The following is a 21,624-nucleotide window of genomic DNA, read 5'->3' as shown; positions in this document are numbered from 1 at the left end:
CCTGCCCGGTGCGCGAATTGCCCGAATTGAAGAGGTACGCGTTGTGAACCGGAGTATTTCCACGCTCTCCAGCGGCAGCCGCACGCTCGATGGCGGCGTCATGTTTGGCGCTACCCCACGAAAAGACTGGGCAGCGTTGATAAAACCCGACCACGAAAACCTGGTGCAGTTGCCCTCACGCGCCCTGCTGGTGCAGCAGGGCGACAAGAACATCCTGGTACTGGCCGGCACTGATGCGCTGCTGGCGCCATTGCCGCGCACCTGTCGCTGCCAGAAGCACACCCACGGCCTGCTCGACAGCCTGGCCCGCCACGGCCTGGGCGAACATGACATCCACGCGGTGGTGCTCACCCACCTGCAAGCCCTGGTGTCGGCCGAGCTGCGCCACGCCATCGAGGATGGCGACACCCCGCGTCTGCTGTTTCCCACCGCGCGCTATCTCACCGGCAGGCGCCATTGGCTGCGGGCATTGCGGCCGCATCCGCGCGATCGTGCGTTGTTCATCAGCCCGATCCTGGGCCAATTGCAAGTCAGCGAGCGCCTGGAACTGCTCGATGAGACCAGCGAAGACGTGCTGGGCAGTGGCTGGCGCTTTCATTTCAGTGATGGCCATACCCCCGGCCAGTTGTTGCCTGAAATCGACCTTCCCGGCGGTTGTGTGGTGTTTGCCGGCGATTTGATTCCCGGTACCCACTGGCTGAGCCTGGATGCGGGCAGTGGCTTTGATCGCAACCCTGAATGCCTGGCCGACGAGAAGGAGCGTCTGCTCGATCACCTAGTGGCCAAGCGCGGCCGACTGGTGCTGGCGCGTGATCCTGCCGTGGCGATGATCAAGGTGATGCGTGATCGCAAGGCACGCTACGCCCCCTATGACCAGTACGCGCGCTTGCGGTCCTTCGACAACTGACCTCTGTGGCCGCCTTCCGGGTAGCCGCGGGCTTGCTCCAAGATAAACCAGGCCCGCCCACTCGCTACGGGTGGGGTGCCCCGGCCATGCGCTCTGTTCTACTCGCACCCTCAAAAGCCCTGCCCGATACGAGTATTGAGCCATGAGTGAATACACCGCGCCGCTGCGCGACATGCAGTTCGTCCTCAACGAACTCGGCCATCTTGACCACGTCCGCCGCCTGCCTGGCTGCGAAGAGCTGGGCAGCGACCTGGTCGACGCCATCCTCAACGAAGCCGGCAAGTACGCCCAGGGCGTGCTCTCGCCACTCAACGTCAGCGGTGACCGCGAAGGCGCGCGCTGGGTCGATGGCCAGGTGATCACCCCCAAGGGTTGGCGCGAAGCTTACGAACAGTTCGTCGAGGGCGGCTGGAATGCGCTGTCCTGTGATACCACGTTCGGCGGCCAGGGTTTACCACGGTTGATCTCGGCCCTGGTCGAGGAAATGTGGAACGGCGCCAACGTCTCGTTCGGCCTGTGCCCCATGCTCACCCGTGGCGCCATCGAGGCCATCGAACTGCGCGGCGGCGACCTGCTCAAGCACACCTACCTCGCCAAGATGATCAGCGGCGAGTGGACCGGCACCATGAACCTCACCGAGCCCCAGGCCGGCTCGGACCTCGCCGCCGTGCGCAGCCGCGCCGAGCCCCGGGACGATGGCACTTACCGGGTGTTCGGGCAGAAGATTTTCATCACCTATGGCGAGCACGACCTGACCGACAACATCGTCCACCTGGTACTGGCCCGGGTGCCCGGCGCACCGGAAGGGGTCAAGGGCATCTCGCTGTTCGTGGTGCCCAAGTTCCTGGTCGAAGCCGACGGCAGCCTGGGTGAGCGCAACGATGTGCGCTGCGTGTCCATCGAGCACAAGCTGGGCATCCATGCCAGCCCCACGGCGGTGCTGGCCTTTGGCGACAAGCAAGGGGCCACCGGCTGGCTGGTGGGCGAAGAAAACCGTGGCCTGGAATACATGTTCATCATGATGAACGCGGCGCGCTTCTCGGTTGGCATTGAAGGCGTCGGCCTGTCCGAGCGCGCCTACCAGCGGGCCCGCAGCTATGCCCGCGACCGGGTCCAGGGCACTGAAGTCGGGGTAAAGAGCCGCGACAAGGTGGCCATCATCCGTCACCCCGACGTGCGACGCATGCTCCTGTCGATGAAGGCCCGCACCGAAGCCATGCGCGCCCTGGCCTGTACCGTGGCCGCGGCGATGGACAGCGCCGAGCGCAACAGCGACCGGCAACAGCGCGAGCTCGACCAGGCGTTCGTGGACCTCATGATCCCGGTGGTCAAAGGCTGGAGCACCGAGCAATCGGTGGACATCGCCTCCCTTGGCGTGCAGGTCCACGGTGGCATGGGTTTCATCGAAGAAACCGGCGCCGCCCAGCACCTGCGTGATGCGCGCATCACCACCATCTATGAAGGCACCACCGGTATCCAGGCCGCCGACCTGATCGGCCGCAAGATCGCCCGTGACCAAGGGCGAGCCATCGGTTGGGTAATCGAACAGATGCGCCAGGTGACCCATCAACTGTTGGCCGCCGACGACCCGTCGCTGACCGCCATCGCCGCTTCCCTGGGGCAGGGTGTCAGGGCCCTGGAACAAGCGGTCGCGTTCATCGTTTCGAACTACGACAGTCGGGTAGCGGCGGTATCGGTCGGGGCAGTACCGATGCTGGAGCTGTTTGGCACCGTGGTCGGGGGCTGGCAACTGGCACGCTCGGCGCTGGTGGCGCAGCAGTGCTTGAAGGCTGCCAGCTTTGAGCAGGACTTCTACAGCGCCAAGCTTGTAACCGCACGCTTCTACGCCGACCACGTGCTGTCCCGCGCCCCGGGCCTTGCCCACACGTTGATTCAGGGCGGTGATTCGGCCCTGGCGCTTGGCGACGATCAGTTCTAGAACTCGCTGCGTGCTGATCGGGTCAGCACGCGGCAGTGACGCAGTGTCGGTGACGGTGGGTTCGTCGGCCTGCGCCCTTTGGGCTGTCCAAGTGACGGCCCTTTTTTATCTGTTAGCGCGGGCTTGTCCCGCGATACGATGGCGGCGTCACTATCGCTAACGCGGGACAAGTCGAGACGTCGCAGCGCCGCTCCCACCAGGCGGCGGTATGCGCGAACAGGAGTCATAGGTCATGAATCAGGAACGCCAATCACTGAACTACCCCTGTGGCCCCGCGCCGATGCCAGGCACCGCGGTTGAGGTTGCCCCGGGAGTGTTGTGGCTGCGCATGTCGCTGCCGATATCGCTCGATCACATCAACCTGTGGGCGGTACGCGACGGTCAGGGCTGGGCGATCTTCGATACCGGCATGCATACCCCGGACACCCTCGATGCCTGGCAGGCCTTGCTCGCCAGCGACGGGCCGCTGGGGGGGCTGGGTATTACCCGGGTGTTCGCCACCCATATGCACCCCGACCACATCGGCATGGCCGGCTGGTTGACCGAGACCCTGGGGTGCGCGTTGTGGATGACGTTTGGCGAGTACATGAATTGCCGAGTGTTGGTGGCCGATTGTGGGCGCGCAGCACCCGCGCAGGGCGTCAACTTCTATCGACGTGCCGGATGGGATGCCAAGGCCATCGAGAACTATCGCGTGCGCTTTGGTGGTTATGGCCGCTATATCTCGCCACTGCCCCAGGGTTATCGGCGCCTGCGTGATGGCGACAGTTTGCGCATTGGTGAGCATGACTGGCAGGTGGTGGTGGGCGAGGGGCATTCGCCGGAGCATGCATGCTTTCATTGCCCGGCGCTGCAGTTGCTGATTTCTGGCGACCAGGTGCTGCCGCGTATTTCTTCCAACGTGTCGGTGTTTCCTACCGAGCCTTATGCCGACCCGCTGGCACTGTGGCTGGCATCGCTGGAGAAACTCAAGCGCCAGATCCCCGATGATGTGCTGGTGTTGCCGTCGCATAACGAGCCGTTCAAGCCATTGCATGCCAGGCTCGATCAGTTGCATGACAGCCAGCACCGCGCGGTCGAGCGGCTGCAACAGGCATTGCTGGATGGGCCCAGGCGGGCGGTGGACCTGTTCAGTGTGTTGTTCAAGCGCACCATTGATGATGGGCTGCTGACCATGGCGACCGGGGAGTGTCTGGCCAATCTCAATTACCTGCTGCACCGGGGGGTGGTGCGGGTGACTGAGGATGATGAGGGTGTGGCGTGGTATTGCAGTGCCTGATGTTTGGGGTTGATCCGTTATCTTGGTTGACGCTGCCGGCCCCTTCCGCCTTTACGGCAGGCTACTTTTCCCAAGAGAAAAGCAGGCCGCCGTAAGGGCGGAAGGGGCCGGCAGCATCACCACCACGACTGGATAGGCTCACCCAGGCGCCCAACCACCCACCGCCCATCTCTCAGTTGGCCTCTTTCACCGCACTCAGAAACGCCCGCGTCCGCTCCTGCTGCGGATTCTCGAAGATCTGCTTGGGCGTACCCTGTTCATGAATCTGCCCCTTGTAGAAAAAGCACACCCGATCAGCAAACTCGCGGGCAAAGCCCATCTGGTGGGTAACCATGAGCATGGTCAGGTTGTGCTCGCTGCCAAGCGTGCGGATCACATTGAGCACTTCGCCGCACAACTCCGGGTCCAGCGCCGAGGTGACCTCGTCAAACAGCATGACCTTTGGCCGCATGGCCAGCGCCCGGGCGATGGCCACCCGTTGCTGTTGCCCACCCGACAACTGCGAAGGGTAGTGATCGAACTTGCTGCCCAGGCCCACCAGTTCCAGCAATTGCGCGGCGCGCTCGCGGGCCTCGGCAGGCTTGACCCCCAGTACCTGCACCGGCGCTTCGATCACGTTCTGCAGGGCGGTCATGTGCGGGAACAGGTTGAAGCTCTGGAACACCATGCCGATCTTGGCGCGCACCTTGCGCACGTGACGGTCGTTGGCCGGCACCAGGATGCCGTTGCGGTTGCGCATGTGGGTCAGGGAGTCGTTGTCGACCTCGATCATGCCTTCATCGATGCCTTCAAGGGTCATCAGGACCCGCAGCAGGGTCGATTTGCCCGAGCCGCTGGGGCCGATGATGGCGACTTTCTCCCCCGGCGCAACACTGAGGTTGAGGCGGTCCAGTACAGTGAAGCTGCCATAGCGCTTGGTCACGTCGTTGAAACTGACGATCGACTGGGCACTGTCCACGGCAGGCGTTGCTACCTGCTGCAGCGGGTTGGTGTTGACGGCAAGGGTCGAGACGGGCGCGATCATTAGCGTAACTCCAGGCGCACTTCGAGGCGCCGAACCAGGTAAGCCAGAGCAACGCTCAGGGCCAGGAAGAACAGGCCGACCAGGGTGATCGGCTCCAGGTAACGGAAGCTCTCGGAGCCCACGTTTTTGGCTTGCTGCATGATTTCCACCACGGTGATCGCCGACAGCACGGGGGTGTCTTTGAGCATGGCGATCAGGTAGTTGCCCAGCGGCGGCAGGATTGGCCGGATCGCCTGGGGCAGGATGATGGCGCGGTAGGCGGTCCAGGGCGCGAAGTTCAGGGCGATGACCGCTTCCCACTGGCTGCGCGCCACCGAGTCCAGGCCGCCGCGATACACCTCGGCGATGTAGCAGGCGTAGTGCAGGCCGATGCCGAGGATCCCCGCCTGCATGGCCGTGAGATTGACGCCGTAGTTGGGCAGTACGTAGTAGAGGAAGTACACCTGGATCAGCAGCGGCGTGCTGCGGATGAACTCGATCAGCAGGGTCACAGGCCACGACAGCCAGACCTTGCGGCTACGCCGGCCGATGGCCAGAAACAGCCCCAGGACGATGGCGATCATGAAGCCCACCAGGGTGATACCCAGGGTGTTGAGCGAGGCACGCAGCAGTTCGGGAAGAATCTGCCAGACGTAGTTCCAGTCCCACAGGTTCATGACAGACCTCCACGCAGACGACCACGGCTCAAGCGGCGTTCAAAGCCACGCATGGTGAAGTTGATGACCTGGGCCAGGACGAAGTACATCACCAGGGCCAGGCTGAAGATCTCCAGGGTCTGGAAGGTTGCCTGGTCCAGTTGGCGGGCCCGGAAGCTCAAGTCCGACAGGGTGATCAGCGACACCAGCGAAGTATTCTTGAGCAGCTCGATCAGCAGGTTGGTGCCCGGTGCAATGGCCGCGAGCAGCGCCTGGGGCAGGATGATCCGCCGAAAGCGCGTACGCGATGGCATGTTCAGGGCGATGGAGGCTTCGTACTGGCCCTTGCCGACCGAACTGATGGCGCCGCGCATCACCTCGGCACCGTAGGCGCCGATGTGCAGGCCCAGGCCGACGATGGCCACGGTGTAGGAGCTCAACTCGATGTTGAAGGGCGGCAGGGGCAAGACGAAGAACAGCCAGAACAACTGCACCAGCAATGAGGTGCCACGAAACAGTTCGATGTAGGCCACGCAGAACCAGCGTAGCGGCCGCCAGCTGGAGAGGCGCCCGAGGGCTGCGAGGATCGCGGCCACCACGGCCAGGATCGAGCCGAAGAAAGTGACCTGGATGGTGATCCAGGCCCCCTGCAGTAACAACGGTATCAATTCACCCATGGTTCGACCTGACTATTCAGACTACGCAGGGAACGGCATGGCAGGCGCCATGCCACCTCGACTCACTGGGCGCAGAGCTCGGCAGCGGTCTTTTTGGTCACGTTGGACTTGTCGAAGCCAAAGGGCTCGACGGCCTTGAGATGCTCTTCGCTGCCCAGCCACTTCTGCAGCTCGGCGTTGACCGCATCACGCAGGTCCTTGTCTTCAGGGCGGAAGGCCAGGGCGCCGTAGCCGGTGTGCGACGGGTCGTCGGTGAAATCGCTGATGGCCTCGACCTTTTCACCGCCTTTCTTGGCCAGGCCCTTCATGGTCAGCTGGGTGCCGACGGCGGCGTCGGCGCGACCGGCGCGTACGGCCTGCAGTTGTGCGGTGGTGTCGGGCACCTGGAGGATCTGCGCCTCTTTGACCCCGGAATCGCGGGCATAGGCCAGATTCACCGTGCCGGCCATGATCGCCAGTTTCACGTCGGGATTCTTGGCGACATCGGCGTAGCTGTGCAGGTTTTTCGGGTTGCCTTTGGCCACCAGCAGGGTATCGGGCAACTGGTATTGCGGGTCGGTGAAGATCACCTGCTTGCAGCGCGCCGGGGTGATGTACATGCCCGCGGCAATCACGTCGAAGCGTCCCGCACGCAGGCCCGGGATCAGCGAGCCCCACTCGGTGAGCACGCCATCGACTTTCTTGATGCCCATTTTCTCGAAGATGATCTTGGCGATTTCCGGCGACTCGCCGGTAACCCGGCCGTCGGTTTCGGTAAAGGCGAAGGGGGTTTCGTTGGCATAGCCGATGCGGATGCTGTTGTTCTGCTTGATCGTTTCCAGCGTGGTTGCCGCCTGGGCGCTGGCCATCAGGCCGAAGGCTGCGCAGGCAAGCAACAGTTGCTTGAACGGTGTTGCTGCGTTCTTGAACGTTGGGCTCATCGTTGAAATCTCCTGTTTGTTATACGTCCGTCGTTGACGGCACTGTGTTAGGAGGCAGTGGAGCAAGAACTTCAAACGTGCAGGGCCGTTCCATTTTGGAGCGGGCAAACGGTGGATCCGTTCCGGCACCGGTCGAGTTGGCTATTGTTGACGCCGGCGAACCGGGCGAATGATCGACCTTGGACCGAGCATACAAAAGCTGCGCCAGCGATTGCATTGCACTAGGACAATTGCCTGCAATCACTTCCCGGGCGATGCTGTGCATCCCGTCAGTACTAGCGGTGCGATCACTATGGAAAGCTGGAAAACGGCCCTCGGCGCGGCGCGTATCGGCGAGTCGAAGTACAAGATTCTGGTGCAGGCCATCACCCGCGAAATAGAGCAGGGCGACCTGGTCAACGATCAGCGCCTGCCTCCCCAGCGCCAGGTCGCCGATGCCCTGGGCATCAGTGTGCAGACCGTCACCAATGCCTATAAGGAGCTGGAGCGCCAGGGCCTGGTGCGCTGCGAGATCGGCCGTGGCAGCTTTGTCACCCGGCGCATGAGCGACCGTGTGGCCAACGACATTCTGGATACGCCTGAACGGGCTCTGGTGGACTTCTCCATCACCCGCATCCTGCACACCCAGGAGCATGAACGGATCTGGCGCGACACCTGTGCCGAGTTGAGCGTTGAAGAAGACCAACCGTGGATTCATGCCTTTCGGCCCATCGCGGGCTTCGAGGCACACCGCGAGGCAGCCGCGCAGTGGGTGCGCGGCCTGGGGCTTGATGTGGCGCGCGAGGATGTGTTGATCACCAACGGCGCCGCCCACGGGATTTTCCTGGCGCTGGCCTCGCTGGCCGGCCCTGATGATGTGGTGTTGTGCGAAGGCCTGACCGACCACGGCGTGATTGGCAATTCCCAGGTGTTGGGCTTCACCCTCAAAGGCCTGGAACTGGATCGCGACGGGATTGATCCGGAGCATTTCGAAGACATGTGCAGCAACGAGCGCATCACCGCGCTGGTGTGTACGCCGAACCTGAATAACCCCACCACCAGCCTGATGCCCGATGCCCGTCGTCGCGAAATTGCCGCGATTGCCCGGCGCTTTGGCGTGCATATCATCGAGGATGATGTGTACGGGCCGTTGCTGGGCGAGCGCCACGCACCACCGCTGAGCCATTACGCGCCGGAGCTGTCGTTCTATTGCACCAGCATGACCAAGTCGGTGCTCACGGGCCTGCGCGTGGGTTACCTGGCAATGCCCAAGCGCCTGGCGCTGCGCACCGAAAGCATCTTGCGGGTCAACAGCTGGATGGCCACGCCCATGGTCTCGGAGATCGCCAGCCGCTGGATCCGCGACGGGCGAGCCGAGACCCTGGTGCAGTTGCAGCGCAAGTTGCTGGGCGCGCGTCAGGCCATGGTGCGCGAGTACCTTGATGAGTATCTGCTGGGGCACCACCCTCAGGCACTCAGTGCCTGGCTGGGCATTCCTGCGCACTGGGAGGTGGACAGCCTGGTGCGGGCACTGCGCCACCGGCACATTGCCGTGACACCACCCGAACCGTTCCTGGTACGGGGCACACCACGTCCGCGTGCAGTGCGCTTGTGTGTGGGCGCCGAGTGCAGCGACAGGGAAATGCGCCAGGCGTTGGCCGGCATGCGCGAGCTGTTCGGGCAGTATCCGCAGATACACGACTTCTGATTGCACAGCGAAAATAAAAATCCCGGCAAATTGACCTAGTACATTCATCACGACAATTTGCCGCTCTTACACTCCGCCCAACACCAGACCTTCTGTTGGGATTCGGATATGTCAGCGCTTTCGCTAAACGCTATCTACCTCGCCCGCCAGCGTATCGCCGGCCTCGTGCGTACAACGCCGATGGAGCATTCGCCGAGCTTGTCGAAGCTCATGGGCGTGGCGGTCTACCTCAAGCTCGACTCCCAGCAGATTACCGGCAGCTTCAAGCTGCGCGGTGCCAGCAATGCCATTGCTCAACTCGATACCGACAAGAAGGCCCGGGGCGTGGTGGCCGCGTCTACCGGCAATCATGGCCGGGCGCTGGCTTACGCCGCTGCGCAGTTGGGGGTTCGGGCCACGATCTGCCTGTCGCAGTTGGTGCCGGCCAATAAGGTTCAGGCGATTCGCGATTTGGGCGCCGAGGTGTGCATCGTCGGCCATTCCCAGGATGACGCCCAGTGCGAAGCCGAGCGTATCGCCGCCGAGCAGGGCGCCACCTTGCTGCCGCCGTTCGATCACCCCGAGATCATTGCCGGCCAGGGCACCCTGGGCCTGGAGATTCTGGAGCAACTTCCACAGGTCGCCCAGGTGCTGGTGCCGCTGTCGGGCGGTGGCCTGTTTGCCGGCGTGGCGCTGGCACTCAAGAGCACCAACCCGGCCATCACCCTGCACGGCATCAGCATGCGTCGTGGTGCGGCCATGCACGCCAGCCTGTTCGCCGGCCAGCCGGTGGACGTGCAGGAGCTGCCCACCCTGGCCGACTCCCTGGGTGGCGGCATCGGCCTGGACAACCAGTACACCTATTCCATGACCCGCGAGCTGTGCGACCAGGTACACCTGCTCGATGAAGCCTCGATTGCCGCCGGCATGCGCCACGCCTATCGCCAGGAGCGGCAGGTGGTGGAGGGCGCGGGCGCGGTGGGCATCGCGGCCCTGCTCGACGGGCTGATCCCGGCGCGGGGTCCGATCGTGGTGGTGGTCAGTGGCCGCAATGTCGACATCGAACAGCACCTGCGGGTGATGAACGGCGCCGAAGCCTGAGACGGTTTCCAACGGAGGATATGTGATGCCTGCTACTACCTTGCTCAGCGAAGCCGACCTACGTGCCTGCGTCAGCCTTGACCCGGCGGCGGTCGATGCCATCGAGCATGCCTTTGTATTGCTGGCGACGGCGGCGGTGGCCATGCCACCGATCCTGCGCCTGGATGTGCCGGAGCATAACGGCGAGGTCGACGTAAAGACTGCCTACCTGCCAGGTCTCGAGCGTTTTGCAATCAAGGTCAGCCCGGGTTTTTTCGACAACCCCGCGCTGGGCTTGCCCAGCCTCAACGGCATGATGATGCTGCTGTCGGCTCGTACCGGCCTGCTCGAAGCCTTGCTGCTCGACAACGGCTACCTGACCGCGCTGCGCACTGCCGCTGCCGGCGCTGTGGCTGCCCGCTGGCTGTCCCGTGAAGACAGCCGCAGTGTGGCCCTGATCGGCACGGGCGAACAGGCGCGCCTGCAGCTGCAGGCCTTGCGCCTGGTGCGTCCGATCGAGGCGGTGCGAGTGTGGGGGCGGGACGCCGAAAAGGTCGCGGTCCTGTGTGACGAGCTGGGCTGTGATGGCCGCCTGCAGGTGCTGGCCTGCAGCTCGGTCGATGAGGCCATGCACGGGGTGGACATCGCCGTCACCACGACGCCGAGCCGTGAGCCATTGATCGAGGTACGCCACCTTCAGCCGGGCCTGCACATCACCGCCATGGGCTCGGATGCCGAGCACAAGAATGAAATCGCCCCGGCCGCGCTGGCCGCGCTGGCCGCGGTGGACTGTTATGTGGCCGACCGCCTGAGCCAGACCCGCGTGCTGGGCGAGATGCATCACGCACTCAAGGCTGGCCTGGTCAGCGAAGAAAGCGGTTTCAGCGAGCTGGGCCAGGTGATTGCTGGCCAGCGTCCGGGGCGCAGGGACGCCCGCGATATCACCCTGTGCGACCTGACTGGCACCGGCGCCCAGGACACCGCCATTGCCAACCTGGCCTTCGAGCGTGCGCTCAAGGCGGGCAAGGGATTGCAGTTCAACAGCTGATCACTCCGATTACTCACCCAACGAGGGTATTTGCATGTCTGAGGTCGTCGTCAATCTGCCGTTCAGTCGGCAGGAGTATGCGCAGCGCCTGGCCAAGACCCGCGCCGCGATGCAAGCGCAAGGCATCGAGTTGCTGCTGGTTACCGACCCGTCGAACATGGCGTGGCTGACGGGCTATGACGGTTGGTCGTTCTATGTGCACCAGTGTGTGTTGCTGGCGCTGGACGGCGAGCCGGTGTGGTATGGCCGCGGCCAGGACGCCAATGGCGCCAAGCGCACGGTGTTCATGCGCCACGAGAACATCGTCGGTTACCCGGACATCTACGTGCAGTCGCGCGAGCGTCATCCCATGGATTATCTCTGCCAGGAGGTGATCGCCGCCCGGGGCTGGAGCACGCTGAGCATCGGCGTTGAAATGGACAACTACTATTTCAGCGCCGCCGCCTTCCTGTCGCTGCAAAAGCATTTGCCCAAGGCACGCTTCAGCGATGCAGCAGGGCTGGTGAACTGGCAGCGGGCGAACAAGTCGAGCCAGGAAATCGAGTACATGCGTATTGCTGCGCGCATTGTCGAGAACATGCATGCACGGATTCTGGAGCGCATCGAGCCGGGCATGCGCAAGAACGAGCTGGTGGCCGAGATCTACAGCAGCGGCATCCTCGGTGCCGACGGTCATGGCGGCGACTACCCGGCCATCGTGCCCTTGCTGCCTACCGGTGCCGACGCCAGTGCCCCGCACCTGACCTGGGACGACACCCCGTTCGAGAAAGGCGCCGGCACCTTCTTCGAGATCGCCGGCTGCTACAAGCGCTATCACTGCCCATTGTCGCGCACGGTGTACCTGGGCAAACCGCCGCAGCACTTTCTCGATGGCGAGAAGGCCGTGGTCGAAGGCATTGCCGCTGGCCTGGAGGCGGCACGTCCCGGCAACACTACCGGTGACGTGGCCAAGGCCTTTTTCAAGGTGCTGGAGAAGTTCGGCATCCACAAGGACAGCCGCTGCGGCTACCCGATCGGTATCAGCTATCCGCCAGATTGGGGCGAGCGCACCATGAGCCTGCGTCCAAGCGACACCAGTGTGTTGCAACCGGGCATGACGTTTCACTTCATGCCGGGCCTATGGATGGACGACTGGGGCCTGGAGATCACCGAAAGCATTCTGATTACCGACACCGGCGTCGAAACGTTATGCAACGTACCGCGCCAACTGTTCGTGAAGGATTGAGCCATGAACGCACCTCTGCCTGAAGCCACGCTGGCGGTGAACCCGATCAGCAGCACGGTCGACTTCGAACGCGACGGTGTACAGCACGGTTTTCTCAAATTGCCCTATTCGCGGGACGACTCGGCCTGGGGCGCGGTGATGATCCCGATCACCGTGGTGAAGAATGGTACAGGCCCCACGGCGTTGCTCACCGGCGGCAACCACGGTGACGAGTACGAGGGGCCGGTGGCCTTGAGCAAGCTGGCGCAACGGCTTGAGGCCGGCCAGGTAAGCGGGCGGGTGATCATCGTGCCGTTCATGAACACCCCGGCGTTCCATGCCGGTCAGCGCACCTCGCCGATCGACAAGGGCAACATGAACCGCAGCTTTCCCGGCAAGCCCGACGGCACCGTGACGCAGAAGATCGCTGATTACTTCCGGCGCACGCTGCTGCCACTGGCCGACATCGTACTGGATATCCATTCCGGTGGCCGCACCCTGGACTTCCTGCCGTTTGCCGCCTGTCACGTGTTGCCCGACAAAGCCCAGCAAGCGCGCTGCGAGGCCGCCATGCGGGCCTTTGCCGCGCCCTACAGCATGCGCATGCTCGAACTGGATGCGCAGGCCATGTACGACACCGCCGCCGAGAGCCAGGGCAAGGTGTTCGTGACCACCGAACTGGGGGGCGGCGGCTCGTCCACCGCCCGGAGCGTGGCCGTGGCCGAGCGCGGAGTGCGTAACGTGCTGGTACACACGGGAATCCTTGAAGGCGAAGTACTGCCCGGCGACTCGATCATGCTCGACATGCCGGGTGACGACTGCTTCGTGGCCAGTGAGCACGACGGTCTGCTGGAGATGTGCCGCGACCTGGGCGAGCGGGTCGAGCAGGGCGAGGTGATCGCCCGTATCCACGATATCAAGCGCAGCGGTGCCACGCCGGTCGAGTACCGCGCCCGGCGCAGCGGGTTGCTGGCTGCGCGGCATTTTCCGGGGCTGGTGCAGTGTGGCGATACCCTCGCGGTAGTCGCCGAGGTCCTGCAGTAGCGCATTACCCACACGGTTTGGAGAACTCGATATGCCACACAAGCATGCGCTGACGTTCAAGACCCTCTGTCATGTGGACGGCCAATGGCTGCACAGCGCCTCGGGCAACAGCATTGCCGTGCACAACCCAGCCACCCGCCAGGTCATTGGCCATGTGCCAATGCTTGAGCACGAACAGATCGTTGCTGCCGTCGACGCCGCCCAGCGTGCTTTCGGAGCGTGGCGCGCCCGGAGCCTGGAAGAGCGGGCGACGCTGCTGCGCCGTTGGGCCGAGCTGATCCTGGATCATCAGGAAGAGCTGGCGCGGATCCTCAGTGAAGAGCAGGGCAAGTCTCTGGTCGAGGCACGGGGCGAGATCGCCTACGCGGCCAGCTTTATCCCCTGGTTCGCCGAAGAGGCGCGGCGCCTGTACGGCCAGACCATCCCCAGCCATATCCCAGGTGCTCACCTGGGGACGGTGAAGGAACCGGTGGGCGTCTGCGCCTTGCTTACACCGTGGAACTTCCCCAGCGCGATGATTACCCGCAAAGCCGCTGCCGCGCTGGCCGCTGGCTGTACCGTGGTGGTCAAGCCCGCCCATGAAACACCGTTCTCGGCCCTGGCCCTGGCCCAGTTGGCAGAAGAGGCAGGTTTTCCCGCCGGTGTCTTCAACGTGGTGATCGGCGAACCACAGATGACCATGGAAACCCTGGTGCGTGATTCCCGGGTACGCTCGGTCAGCTTCACCGGCTCCACCCGGGTGGGCAAGCTGGTGCTGCAGGCCGCCGCGCAGGACGTGAAGAAAGTAGCCCTGGAATTGGGTGGCAATGCCCCCTTTATCGTCTGCGCCGATGCCGACCTGGAGCTGGCGGTGAAGGTCGCGGTGGCGGCCAAGTTCCAGACCTCGGGGCAGGATTGCTGCGCCGCCAACCGGATCATGGTGCAACGACCGCTATACCCGGCCTTCGTCGCCCGCTTCGCCGAAGCGGTGCGGGCGTTGCGTGTGGGGCCGGCGATGGTGGGCGGCGAAGAGATGCCGGTGGATGTCGGCCCACTGATGCACCAGGGCGCGTTCGATGCCACCTGCACCCGGGTCGAGGACGCCATTCACAAAGGTGCCCGTTGCCTGGTGGGCGGTGAAGGGCACGCACTGGGCGGCTGGTTCTATCAGCCCACCGTGCTGGTCGATGTGAGCCCGCAGATGCGCATTTACCAGGAAGAAAACTTCGCCCCGATTGCCGGCGTCATGCCGTTCGACACCCTCGATGAGGCGGTCGCCATGGCCAATGACACCGAGTACGGGCTGGCGGCCTATATCTGCTCCAACCGCCTTGACCAGGTGTACCCGCTGATCCGGCGGCTGGACCACGCAATGGTCGCGGTCAACGGCGTGAAATTCACTGGCCACCCGATCCCCTTCGGCGGCATGAAGGCTTCGGGCCTGGGCCGCGAGGGCGGTAGCGAAGGCTTTGAGCCCTTTATCGAAACCAAGTACTTCTGCCTGCACCACCAAGGTCAACTTTAAGGAGCGTTGCCATGAGCCAAGATTTCAGCCAACTGTTCGAACAAGACCGTGCCCATTTCATGCATCCGTCAACCCACGCCCATGATCACGCCAGCGGTGCGCTCAAGGGCCGAATCATCACCGGCGCCGAAGGTATCCGCCTGCGCGACCACGAGGGCCGCGAGCTGATCGACGCCTTTGCCGGCCTCTACTGCGTGAACATCGGCTACGGCCGCACCGAAGTAGCCGAGGCGATCTACAAGCAGGCCAAGGAGCTGGCGTACTACCACACCTATGTGGGCCACTCGACCGAGGCGATCATCGAGCTTTCCAGCCGCATCATCGACTGGGCGCCCGAGGGCATGAAAAAGGTCTACTACGGGCTCTCCGGTTCCGATGCCAACGAAACCCAGATCAAGCTGGTGCGTTACTACAACAACATCCTGGGCCGCCCGCAGAAAAAGAAAATCATCTCCCGCGACCGCGGCTACCACGGTTCGGGGATCATGACCGGCAGCCTCACCGGCCTTGCCAGTTTCCACCAGAATTTCGACTTGCCGGCCGAAGGCATCAAGCACACTGTCTGCCCGCACTGGTACCGCAAGGCCCCGGCCGGGATGGATGAAACCGCGTTCGTGCAGTACTGCGCCAACGAGTTGGAAAAGATGATCCTGGCCGAAGGTCCCGACACCGTGGCGGCGTTCATTGGCGAGCCGCTGATGGGGACCGGCGGCATCATCGTGCCGCCCAAGGGCTACTGGGCGGCGATCCAGGCGGTGCTGAACAAGTACGACGTGCTGCTGATCGCTGATGAAGTGGTGTGTGCGTTCGGTCGCCTGGGTTCGAAAATGGGCAGCCAGCGCTATGGCATGAAGCCCGACCTGATCACCACCGCCAAGGGCCTGACCAGCGCCTACGCGCCATTGTCGGCGGTGATTGTCGGTGAGAAAGTGTGGAGCGTGATCGACCAGGGCTCGCAGAAAGAGGGCGCCATGGGCCACGGCTGGACCTACTCCGGGCACCCGGTATGCGCCGCGGCGGCACTGGCCAACCTGGACATCCTGGAACGAGAAAACCTCACCGAGAATGCCGAGGTGGTGGGGGCCTACCTCAACCGCGCACTGCGCGAAGCGCTGGAAGGTCACCCGCTGGTGGGCGAAGTGCGCGGCGACGGCATGCTCGCGGCGGTGGAGTTCATGGCCGACCGTGAAGCACGCACGCCATTCGACCCGAGCTTCAAGATCGGTCCGCAAGTGTCCGCTGCCTGTCTTGAGCGTGGCATGGTCGCCCGGGCGATGCCTCATGGTGACATCCTGGGCTTCGCACCGCCGCTGGTGCTGACCCGCGAGGATGCCGACCTGATCGTCGCCATCACCAAGGATGCGGTCGACGAGGTAGCAGGCAAAGTGCTGGGCTAAACCTGCCGGCGTCCCCTGAAAAGGCAAAACCCCGTCTCGGCAACCGAAGACGGGGTTTTGTATTCATGGCGCTGGTCAGAAGCGTTGGGGAATCTTCCGGAACGGGTAGTCGATGCTCTTGTACTGGCCGATCTTGCCGCGCTTGGGCAGCTTGATCTTCTCGTCCTGGGTGATGTCCTTGTAGGGAATCTGCTTGAGCAGATGGCTGATGATGTTTAGCCGCACCCGCCGTTTGTCTTCGGAAGGTGCCATGTACCACGGGGCCCAGGAGGAGTCGGAGGCGGCGAACATCTCGTCGCGGGCGCGGGTGTAGTCGTCCCAGCGATTGAACGACTTGAGATCCATGGGCGAGAGCTTCCAGATCTTGCGGCCATCGGTGATGCGCTCTTCCAACCGGCGCTGTTGCTCTTCGGGGCTGACCTCAAGCCAGTACTTGATGACAATGATGCCGGACTCCACCAGCATCCGTTCGAACAGCGGTACGACGTCGAGGAATTTCTTCGCCTGGTCTTCAGTACAGAAGCCCATGACCCGTTCGACGCCGGCGCGGTTGTACCAGCTGCGGTCGAAGATCACTACCTCGCCTGCCGCAGGCATGTGCTCAAGGTAGCGTTGGGAATACATCTGGCTCTTTTCCCGCTCGGTCGGCGCCGGTAGCGCCACAACGCGGAACACCCGCGGGCTGACCCGTTCGGTGATGGCCTTGATGGTCCCGCCCTTGCCGGCGCCGTCACGGCCTTCAAAAATGACGCAGACCTTCAGGCCCTTGGTCACGACCCACTGCTGGAGCTTGACCAGCTCGACGTGCAGGTTCTTGAGTTCCTTTTCGTAGTCCTTGCGAGGTAGTCGTTCTGCGTCACGGGCCTTGTCTTTTTTCTTGCTCATGGAGGTTGCCTGGTCAGTGAAAGTGGAATTGAGTATAGGCAGGGCTGTGCCGCGCGCACTGACCAGGGGCAATGGAAAAGCAGCGGGCGTCAGCACGATGACGCGCTACAAACCTTGCCTAATACGATTAGTCCGGTCCCGTCACTTGGACTGTGCCCATGGCTTCGAGAACAGTTACGTTCAACAACGCATGTAATTGAAGCCGGCGGGAGTGCCTTGCTCAGGGCTGACACATCAGCCGCTGGCGTTCATAGTTCAATGCCTTGTCCCGCTCAGGTAAGCTGTAAGTCGCGCTGCACTGGCGCTCACCCCACTTCACCGTCAGGCTGCCTTGGTCTTCTTCAAGTAGCACCAGCGCCTTGCCGTTGGGGTCGGAAATCGCCAGCTGCTTACCGCTGGCATCTTCCAGCGAGGCGCCGAACGGGATCATCCCACCCTGTTCATCGAACAATTCGAACTGCACCCGCCGCCCGCTCTTGCCGGTGTAGCGGGCCACCACTACGGCGCCGCGGCGCGGCACCAATTGCTGGGTGGCGTTGTCGATCTCGATATCGCCGCCCAGCTCGCGGGTGTCCAGGCTAATCCAGTTGACCCGGTAAGGCTGAGCGTTGGGGATTACCGCGTAGCCGTTGCGCCCGGTTTCGACGCCGCTGTAGCTGCTGATCTTGGCGCCTTTAACGCCTGGTACCTGGGCCAAGGCGAAGGTTTCGCTGACGGTCTGGCCAAGGTTGATGCCGCCTTCGTGGGCGACCACCGAGCCCGACACGTTGAGGTTCTGCGAATCGTAGCCGCGGCCCTGACTGTAGCCCAGGGTGATCTCGGCCACCGAGGTGCGGGTGCTGAGGTTGGCCGAGGCGGAGTTGCCGCCGGAGCTACTATTGCCACCCTGGATCGAATAGAAGGTGTCGCTGGTCTCCGACAGGTAGCCGTTGACGCCAAGCTGGGTGCTGTCGCCGCCTTTTTGCGTGCTAGTGGTGATGAATGCACGTGGCGCGCGGACACGACTGCCCAGCGGCAAGGACAGCGACAGGTTGAACTGTGTATCGCTGCTGGAGCCGCCGTAGCCGTCTCCCAGGTCCTTGGTACGGGTGGCACCAATGTTGTAGCTGACTTCGCCCCAGTTGTTGCTATAGCCGGCCGAAAAGCTCTGCGAGCCGCCGCGGTTCCAGTAGCGCTGATCGCTGGCGTTGACGTACAGGCTGCCGAGCTCGCGATTTCGGCCCATGCTCTGGTTGATGGTCAGGTCGGTGCGGGTCTTGGAGTTGCCCGGGCGTTGCTCCGGGTTGCGGCTCAAGTCCTGGACATGGTCAGTCAGGCTGCGAAAACCTTCGGTGGAGTAGCGGTACGCGGCCAGGGTGAAGTTGGTGTCGGTACCGGTGAAGGTCTTGGCGTACAGGGCGCGTGCACTATTACCCTGGGAGGTTTGGCCCTGTGCGCGGCTGCTCGAATGGGTGACGTCGAACGACACGGCGCCCAGCGAAGTGTTCCTGCCGGCACCCAGCGACAGCGCTTTGTAGTTGTCGCTGGCCTGGACGCCGATGATGCCGGTAAGGTTGCTGCTGATGCCGTAGGCCAGGGTGCTGCTGAGTATGTTCGGCGTAGCCATGCCGTCGGTGTTGCTGTTGTACTGGCCGGCCGAAGCGCTGTATTTGATCTGACCTTCACGGACCATGATCGGCAGGCTGGAGAATGCTTGGGTGGTAACCCGGCGACGGCCGTCAGCCTCGATGATAGTGATTTCCAGGTCGCCGTTAGAGCCGGAAGGGTAGATGTCGCTGATCTCGAATGGCCCCGGCGGCACACTGGCGGTGTACAGAATGTAGTTGTTCTGACGGATCTCTACAGTAGCGTTGGTCTGCGCTACGCCGCGGATGACCGGCGCATAGCCACGCTCGCTGTCGGCGCGCATGCCTTCATCGGAAGCCAGTTTGACCCCGCGATAGCGCACGCTGTCGAACAAGTCGGTGTCGCTAAAGATATCACCGGCGCTGAACTGGCCCTTGATAGCAGTGACGTCATGTTGCAGGTAGCTGCGGTTGCTTTTGAAGGTGCTTGGGCGACCGGTGCTGCTGGTGAAGTTCGACTCGTTGCGAAAGCGCCAGCCGCCAATGTTGATGCCGTTGCGCAGGCCCAGGTTTTTGGCAATGCGCGTCTCGGCATCGCCGGCGCTGCGGCTGCTGTTGAATTGGTAATTGATAAACGCCGCCGGCACGCCGTCATCCCACAAGGCAGAGTCGACATAACCACGGATGCCTCGCTGCATCGCTACTTGCGGCACACTGGCCGCCAACTGCAGGCGCGCGGCGTCGTAGCGCAGGCTGGCCTGGTCGATCAGCGTCGAAAGGTCGTAGCAACTTTGCGGGGCGTTCGGGTCGAACTTGCCTTGGGCCTGCAGTTTGTTCAGGTCGATGCCCAGTTGTTGCAGCAGTCCCAGGGTCATGCACGGTTCGACGCGGCCGGTGGCCGGGTTGCGGTTGAAGTGGATGTCCCGCCGACCTACCAGCACTTCGTTGCTGTACAGGTCGACCCGATAGTTGCCTGGCAACACGCTGTTGGCGGACAGCAACAGTTGCAGGTCAACGGACGAGGACGCGCCGTGCAGGAAAGTGGTGTTGAAGGCTTCCCGTTGTTGCCCTTCAATGGCGTCCTGCTCGGCCAGGGCCGGTAGCGCGGCAAACACGGCCAGCGACAGGGCGCTAAACTTTAACAGGCTGGCAGTTGCAGTGTGAGTGCGCACGTGTTGACCGGTGCAATGAGTTGGCCTGTTACCGGAAGAAAAAGACATGCGAAGGAACCTGTATCATCCCGAATAACGACTGGATGCGGCGAGGGCGTAATCACACGCGGAGTTAACCTTGTGGCATTAACCGTTATTGTTTATTCGGCGCTTCGGTGGCGGTGCTTGTTTGGCCACTGGACAGTGTCGTGGTGTACTTGTTTTGCGCACCGTAATCATTGATGCTGAAGAAACTCAGGCGCACGTTGTTGTCGGCCCCCAGGGTTTTAATCGGGAATGTTTTTACTTCACCAGGCGCTACCATGGTCGAGTCCACTGCCAGTTCACTTTGTTTAGCCGTCTCAAGTTTTATATCGGCCATCGAAACGTGATACAGGCTCGGGTTCTTGACCTGCAACAGGGGCCTCCCGCTTTGCTGCAGGAGTTGCCATTGCAGTTCGGTCGGCGCCATCAGGGCATTGCCCGGCAAGCCGGCAGGGCGGAAGAAAATCTTGATGCGCTGGCGCACGGCCAGTTGCAAGGTATTGGCGGCGGCCGCAGCCTGGGGGATTTCCTGGACGTTGAGCCAGACCATCGATTCTTTGTCGACAGGCACGCCAGCACCCTCGTACAGCACCCGCAGCAACTGCTGCTCACGGGCGAACACCCGTGCAAGCGCCGGGGTGACGGCAAAAGGTATGCTGCGCTGGGCATCGCTGTGGTCGACCCAGGATTGAATCAGCACATCCTGGTTGCCATTGCGCACGGTGACGTTGGCTTCCTTGTGATTGCCATCAAAGACAATTCGCGTGGCACTTAGAGAAATACTGGACATGGCCTGGCCGGCCATGAGCATGCCGAGCACCCCCAGACATGCGGGAATAGAGCGACGCAACATGGTGTGTACCGTTTAGGGGATTTACTACAGAGTCAATGGCGAGGCCTGGCGGCCTCGCACAACGCAACTAAGGTGCTACGAGTTATTCGTACTGCAGGATGAACGGCAGGGTGGCGTCACCGCGACCGGCAGTGGCGGTGCCCGCAGCGCCAGTGGTGACGTAGGCGGCGGAGAAGTTCAGGATCGCGTCACCACCGGCAGCGCCGGTACCGTGCATGTCGCTCTGGATCTTGGCGGTGCTTTTCGAGCTCAGGTCGATCAGCGCGCCGTTGCTGTCGAGCAGGGCGATACCGACGTTGGCCGCAGTGCCGGTGCCTTTGGTCAGGGCCAAGACTTTCTTGCCGGTGACCAGGCCCGAACCGCCACTGGCAGCGTCAAAGATCATCGAGACTTTGGTGCCCAGGTTGCAGTTGACGTTGAGGTTGAATTCTTTACCGGTTACACGGCCCGAAGAGGGGCTTTCAGCGGTGCCCATATCCTTGATCGACACAGTGCCCATGTCCACGGAGATCACGCGGTCAGCGTTGGCGCCGTCTACCGAGCAGGCGTCGTTGTTGATTACACCGGTGAATGTGATCTTGCCGCTGCCACCTTGAACGGGCGTCGGATCCTCAGCCAGGGCATTGCCGGAAGCGGCAATGACGGACAGGGCGATAAGGGCCAGTGAGAACTTCTTCATGGTGATGTCCATTTGTATTGGTTGGAAAGTGCTGCATGAAAAATGCAACTCACAATAGGACGCGGCGTGGTTGCCGAACATCAGACGATTCTTATAAGGTCTGTGCGCAACAAAGGGCGGGA

General features: G+C 62.7%; 18 protein-coding genes. 10 read left to right on the top strand and 8 right to left on the bottom strand.

Annotated elements, in window-relative coordinates:
- Window positions 1-43 precede the first annotated feature (43 nt).
- The 3 genes from ABVN19_RS19035 (at window position 44) to ABVN19_RS19025 (ending at window position 4,125) form a co-directional block, all read left to right on the top strand.
- Window positions 44-907 carry an MBL fold metallo-hydrolase gene (locus tag ABVN19_RS19035; RefSeq protein WP_105641658.1) on the top strand — a complete coding sequence of 288 codons (864 nt, stop codon included), beginning with the start codon at window positions 44-46 and terminating at the stop codon, window positions 905-907.
- Window positions 908-1,049: 142 nt separating this feature from the next.
- Window positions 1,050-2,846, top strand: a complete 1,797-nt coding sequence (locus ABVN19_RS19030; RefSeq protein WP_105641657.1) for an acyl-CoA dehydrogenase — start codon at window positions 1,050-1,052, stop codon at window positions 2,844-2,846.
- Between the two features lie 232 nt (window positions 2,847-3,078).
- Window positions 3,079-4,125, top strand: coding sequence for an MBL fold metallo-hydrolase (locus tag ABVN19_RS19025; protein ID WP_028944074.1), 1,047 nt, complete (start codon window positions 3,079-3,081; stop codon window positions 4,123-4,125).
- 172 nt (window positions 4,126-4,297) lie between these two features.
- Here the strand turns inward: ABVN19_RS19025 and ehuA are convergent, their stop codons facing one another.
- From ehuA to ehuB, 4 genes are all read right to left on the bottom strand, one after another.
- Window positions 4,298-5,149 (bottom strand): ectoine/hydroxyectoine ABC transporter ATP-binding protein EhuA, encoded by an 852-nt coding sequence (ehuA, locus tag ABVN19_RS19020; protein ID WP_028944075.1) that lies wholly within the window; start codon window positions 5,147-5,149, stop codon window positions 4,298-4,300.
- The gene (ehuD, locus tag ABVN19_RS19015) at window positions 5,149-5,805 is read right to left on the bottom strand and encodes an ectoine/hydroxyectoine ABC transporter permease subunit EhuD (RefSeq protein WP_028944076.1); all 657 of its coding nucleotides are present in this window, start codon (window positions 5,803-5,805) and stop codon (window positions 5,149-5,151) included. Before ehuD ends, ehuA begins: the two co-directional genes overlap by 1 nt.
- Window positions 5,802-6,461: an ectoine/hydroxyectoine ABC transporter permease subunit EhuC gene (ehuC, locus tag ABVN19_RS19010; RefSeq protein ID WP_028944077.1), complete on the bottom strand. Its 660-nt coding sequence runs from the start codon at window positions 6,459-6,461 to the stop codon at window positions 5,802-5,804. Before ehuC ends, ehuD begins: the two co-directional genes overlap by 4 nt.
- Window positions 6,462-6,523: 62 nt before the next feature.
- Window positions 6,524-7,381 (bottom strand): ectoine/hydroxyectoine ABC transporter substrate-binding protein EhuB, encoded by an 858-nt coding sequence (gene ehuB / locus ABVN19_RS19005; RefSeq protein ID WP_028944078.1) that lies wholly within the window; start codon window positions 7,379-7,381, stop codon window positions 6,524-6,526.
- Between the two features lie 292 nt (window positions 7,382-7,673).
- Here ehuB and ABVN19_RS19000 point away from each other — a divergent pair, with 292 nt between their 5' ends.
- The 7 genes from ABVN19_RS19000 (at window position 7,674) to ABVN19_RS18970 (ending at window position 16,324) form a co-directional block, all read left to right on the top strand.
- A complete protein-coding gene (locus ABVN19_RS19000) occupies window positions 7,674-9,068 on the top strand; it encodes a PLP-dependent aminotransferase family protein (protein WP_028944079.1) in 1,395 nt (464 codons plus the stop codon).
- Between the two features lie 108 nt (window positions 9,069-9,176).
- Window positions 9,177-10,148, top strand: a complete 972-nt coding sequence (gene eutB / locus ABVN19_RS18995) for a hydroxyectoine utilization dehydratase EutB (RefSeq protein ID WP_105641656.1) — start codon at window positions 9,177-9,179, stop codon at window positions 10,146-10,148.
- Window positions 10,149-10,173: 25 nt separating this feature from the next.
- Complete coding sequence (locus tag ABVN19_RS18990; RefSeq protein WP_105641655.1) at window positions 10,174-11,175, top strand: cyclodeaminase; 1,002 nt, start codon at window positions 10,174-10,176, stop codon at window positions 11,173-11,175.
- Window positions 11,176-11,209: 34 nt separating this feature from the next.
- On the top strand, window positions 11,210-12,400 hold the full coding sequence (gene doeA, locus ABVN19_RS18985; protein ID WP_105641654.1) for an ectoine hydrolase DoeA: 1,191 nt from the start codon (window positions 11,210-11,212) through the stop codon (window positions 12,398-12,400).
- 3 nt (window positions 12,401-12,403) lie between these two features.
- Complete coding sequence (gene doeB, locus ABVN19_RS18980) at window positions 12,404-13,423, top strand: N(2)-acetyl-L-2,4-diaminobutanoate deacetylase DoeB (protein ID WP_105641653.1); 1,020 nt, start codon at window positions 12,404-12,406, stop codon at window positions 13,421-13,423.
- Window positions 13,424-13,454: 31 nt separating this feature from the next.
- On the top strand, window positions 13,455-14,927 hold the full coding sequence (locus tag ABVN19_RS18975) for an NAD-dependent succinate-semialdehyde dehydrogenase (RefSeq protein WP_105641652.1): 1,473 nt from the start codon (window positions 13,455-13,457) through the stop codon (window positions 14,925-14,927).
- An 11-nt stretch (window positions 14,928-14,938) separates the two neighbouring features.
- On the top strand, window positions 14,939-16,324 hold the full coding sequence (locus tag ABVN19_RS18970; RefSeq protein ID WP_028944085.1) for an aspartate aminotransferase family protein: 1,386 nt from the start codon (window positions 14,939-14,941) through the stop codon (window positions 16,322-16,324).
- A 75-nt stretch (window positions 16,325-16,399) separates the two neighbouring features.
- Here the strand turns inward: ABVN19_RS18970 and ppk2 are convergent, their stop codons facing one another.
- From ppk2 to ABVN19_RS18950, 4 genes are all read right to left on the bottom strand, one after another.
- Window positions 16,400-17,209 (bottom strand): polyphosphate kinase 2, encoded by an 810-nt coding sequence (gene ppk2 / locus ABVN19_RS18965; RefSeq protein ID WP_105641651.1) that lies wholly within the window; start codon window positions 17,207-17,209, stop codon window positions 16,400-16,402.
- 220 nt (window positions 17,210-17,429) lie between these two features.
- A complete protein-coding gene (locus tag ABVN19_RS18960) occupies window positions 17,430-19,946 on the bottom strand; it encodes a fimbria/pilus outer membrane usher protein (RefSeq protein ID WP_177431045.1) in 2,517 nt (838 codons plus the stop codon).
- 133 nt (window positions 19,947-20,079) lie between these two features.
- Window positions 20,080-20,823: a fimbria/pilus periplasmic chaperone gene (locus ABVN19_RS18955; RefSeq protein WP_105641650.1), complete on the bottom strand. Its 744-nt coding sequence runs from the start codon at window positions 20,821-20,823 to the stop codon at window positions 20,080-20,082.
- An 82-nt stretch (window positions 20,824-20,905) separates the two neighbouring features.
- The gene (locus tag ABVN19_RS18950; protein WP_105641649.1) at window positions 20,906-21,502 is read right to left on the bottom strand and encodes a fimbrial protein; all 597 of its coding nucleotides are present in this window, start codon (window positions 21,500-21,502) and stop codon (window positions 20,906-20,908) included.
- Window positions 21,503-21,624: the final 122 nt, after the last annotated feature.

This window comes from Pseudomonas vranovensis, from assembly GCF_040438935.1.
Lineage (GTDB): Bacteria > Pseudomonadota > Gammaproteobacteria > Pseudomonadales > Pseudomonadaceae > Aquipseudomonas > Aquipseudomonas vranovensis.
Note: the sequence above shows the minus strand (reverse complement) of the source record. Positions and strands in the feature narration are given on the sequence as shown.

What these genes read in the sequence shown, in the direction of transcription:
- ehuD (WP_028944076.1), bottom strand. Translation starts at nt 5,805, where the DNA reads ATGAACCTGTGGGACTGGAACTACGTCTGGCAGATTCTTCCCGAACTG.
- ABVN19_RS19000 (WP_028944079.1), top strand. Translation starts at nt 7,674, where the DNA reads ATGGAAAGCTGGAAAACGGCCCTCGGCGCGGCGCGTATCGGCGAGTCG.
- doeA (WP_105641654.1), top strand. Translation starts at nt 11,210, where the DNA reads ATGTCTGAGGTCGTCGTCAATCTGCCGTTCAGTCGGCAGGAGTATGCG.
- ABVN19_RS19030 (WP_105641657.1), top strand. Translation starts at nt 1,050, where the DNA reads ATGAGTGAATACACCGCGCCGCTGCGCGACATGCAGTTCGTCCTCAAC.
- ehuA (WP_028944075.1), bottom strand. Translation starts at nt 5,149, where the DNA reads ATGATCGCGCCCGTCTCGACCCTTGCCGTCAACACCAACCCGCTGCAG.
- ABVN19_RS18955 (WP_105641650.1), bottom strand. Translation starts at nt 20,823, where the DNA reads ATGTTGCGTCGCTCTATTCCCGCATGTCTGGGGGTGCTCGGCATGCTC.
- doeB (WP_105641653.1), top strand. Translation starts at nt 12,404, where the DNA reads ATGAACGCACCTCTGCCTGAAGCCACGCTGGCGGTGAACCCGATCAGC.
- ABVN19_RS19025 (WP_028944074.1), top strand. Translation starts at nt 3,079, where the DNA reads ATGAATCAGGAACGCCAATCACTGAACTACCCCTGTGGCCCCGCGCCG.
- ehuC (WP_028944077.1), bottom strand. Translation starts at nt 6,461, where the DNA reads ATGGGTGAATTGATACCGTTGTTACTGCAGGGGGCCTGGATCACCATC.
- ABVN19_RS18950 (WP_105641649.1), bottom strand. Translation starts at nt 21,502, where the DNA reads ATGAAGAAGTTCTCACTGGCCCTTATCGCCCTGTCCGTCATTGCCGCT.
- ehuB (WP_028944078.1), bottom strand. Translation starts at nt 7,381, where the DNA reads ATGAGCCCAACGTTCAAGAACGCAGCAACACCGTTCAAGCAACTGTTG.
- ppk2 (WP_105641651.1), bottom strand. Translation starts at nt 17,209, where the DNA reads ATGAGCAAGAAAAAAGACAAGGCCCGTGACGCAGAACGACTACCTCGC.
- ABVN19_RS18970 (WP_028944085.1), top strand. Translation starts at nt 14,939, where the DNA reads ATGAGCCAAGATTTCAGCCAACTGTTCGAACAAGACCGTGCCCATTTC.
- ABVN19_RS18975 (WP_105641652.1), top strand. Translation starts at nt 13,455, where the DNA reads ATGCCACACAAGCATGCGCTGACGTTCAAGACCCTCTGTCATGTGGAC.
- ABVN19_RS18990 (WP_105641655.1), top strand. Translation starts at nt 10,174, where the DNA reads ATGCCTGCTACTACCTTGCTCAGCGAAGCCGACCTACGTGCCTGCGTC.
- eutB (WP_105641656.1), top strand. Translation starts at nt 9,177, where the DNA reads ATGTCAGCGCTTTCGCTAAACGCTATCTACCTCGCCCGCCAGCGTATC.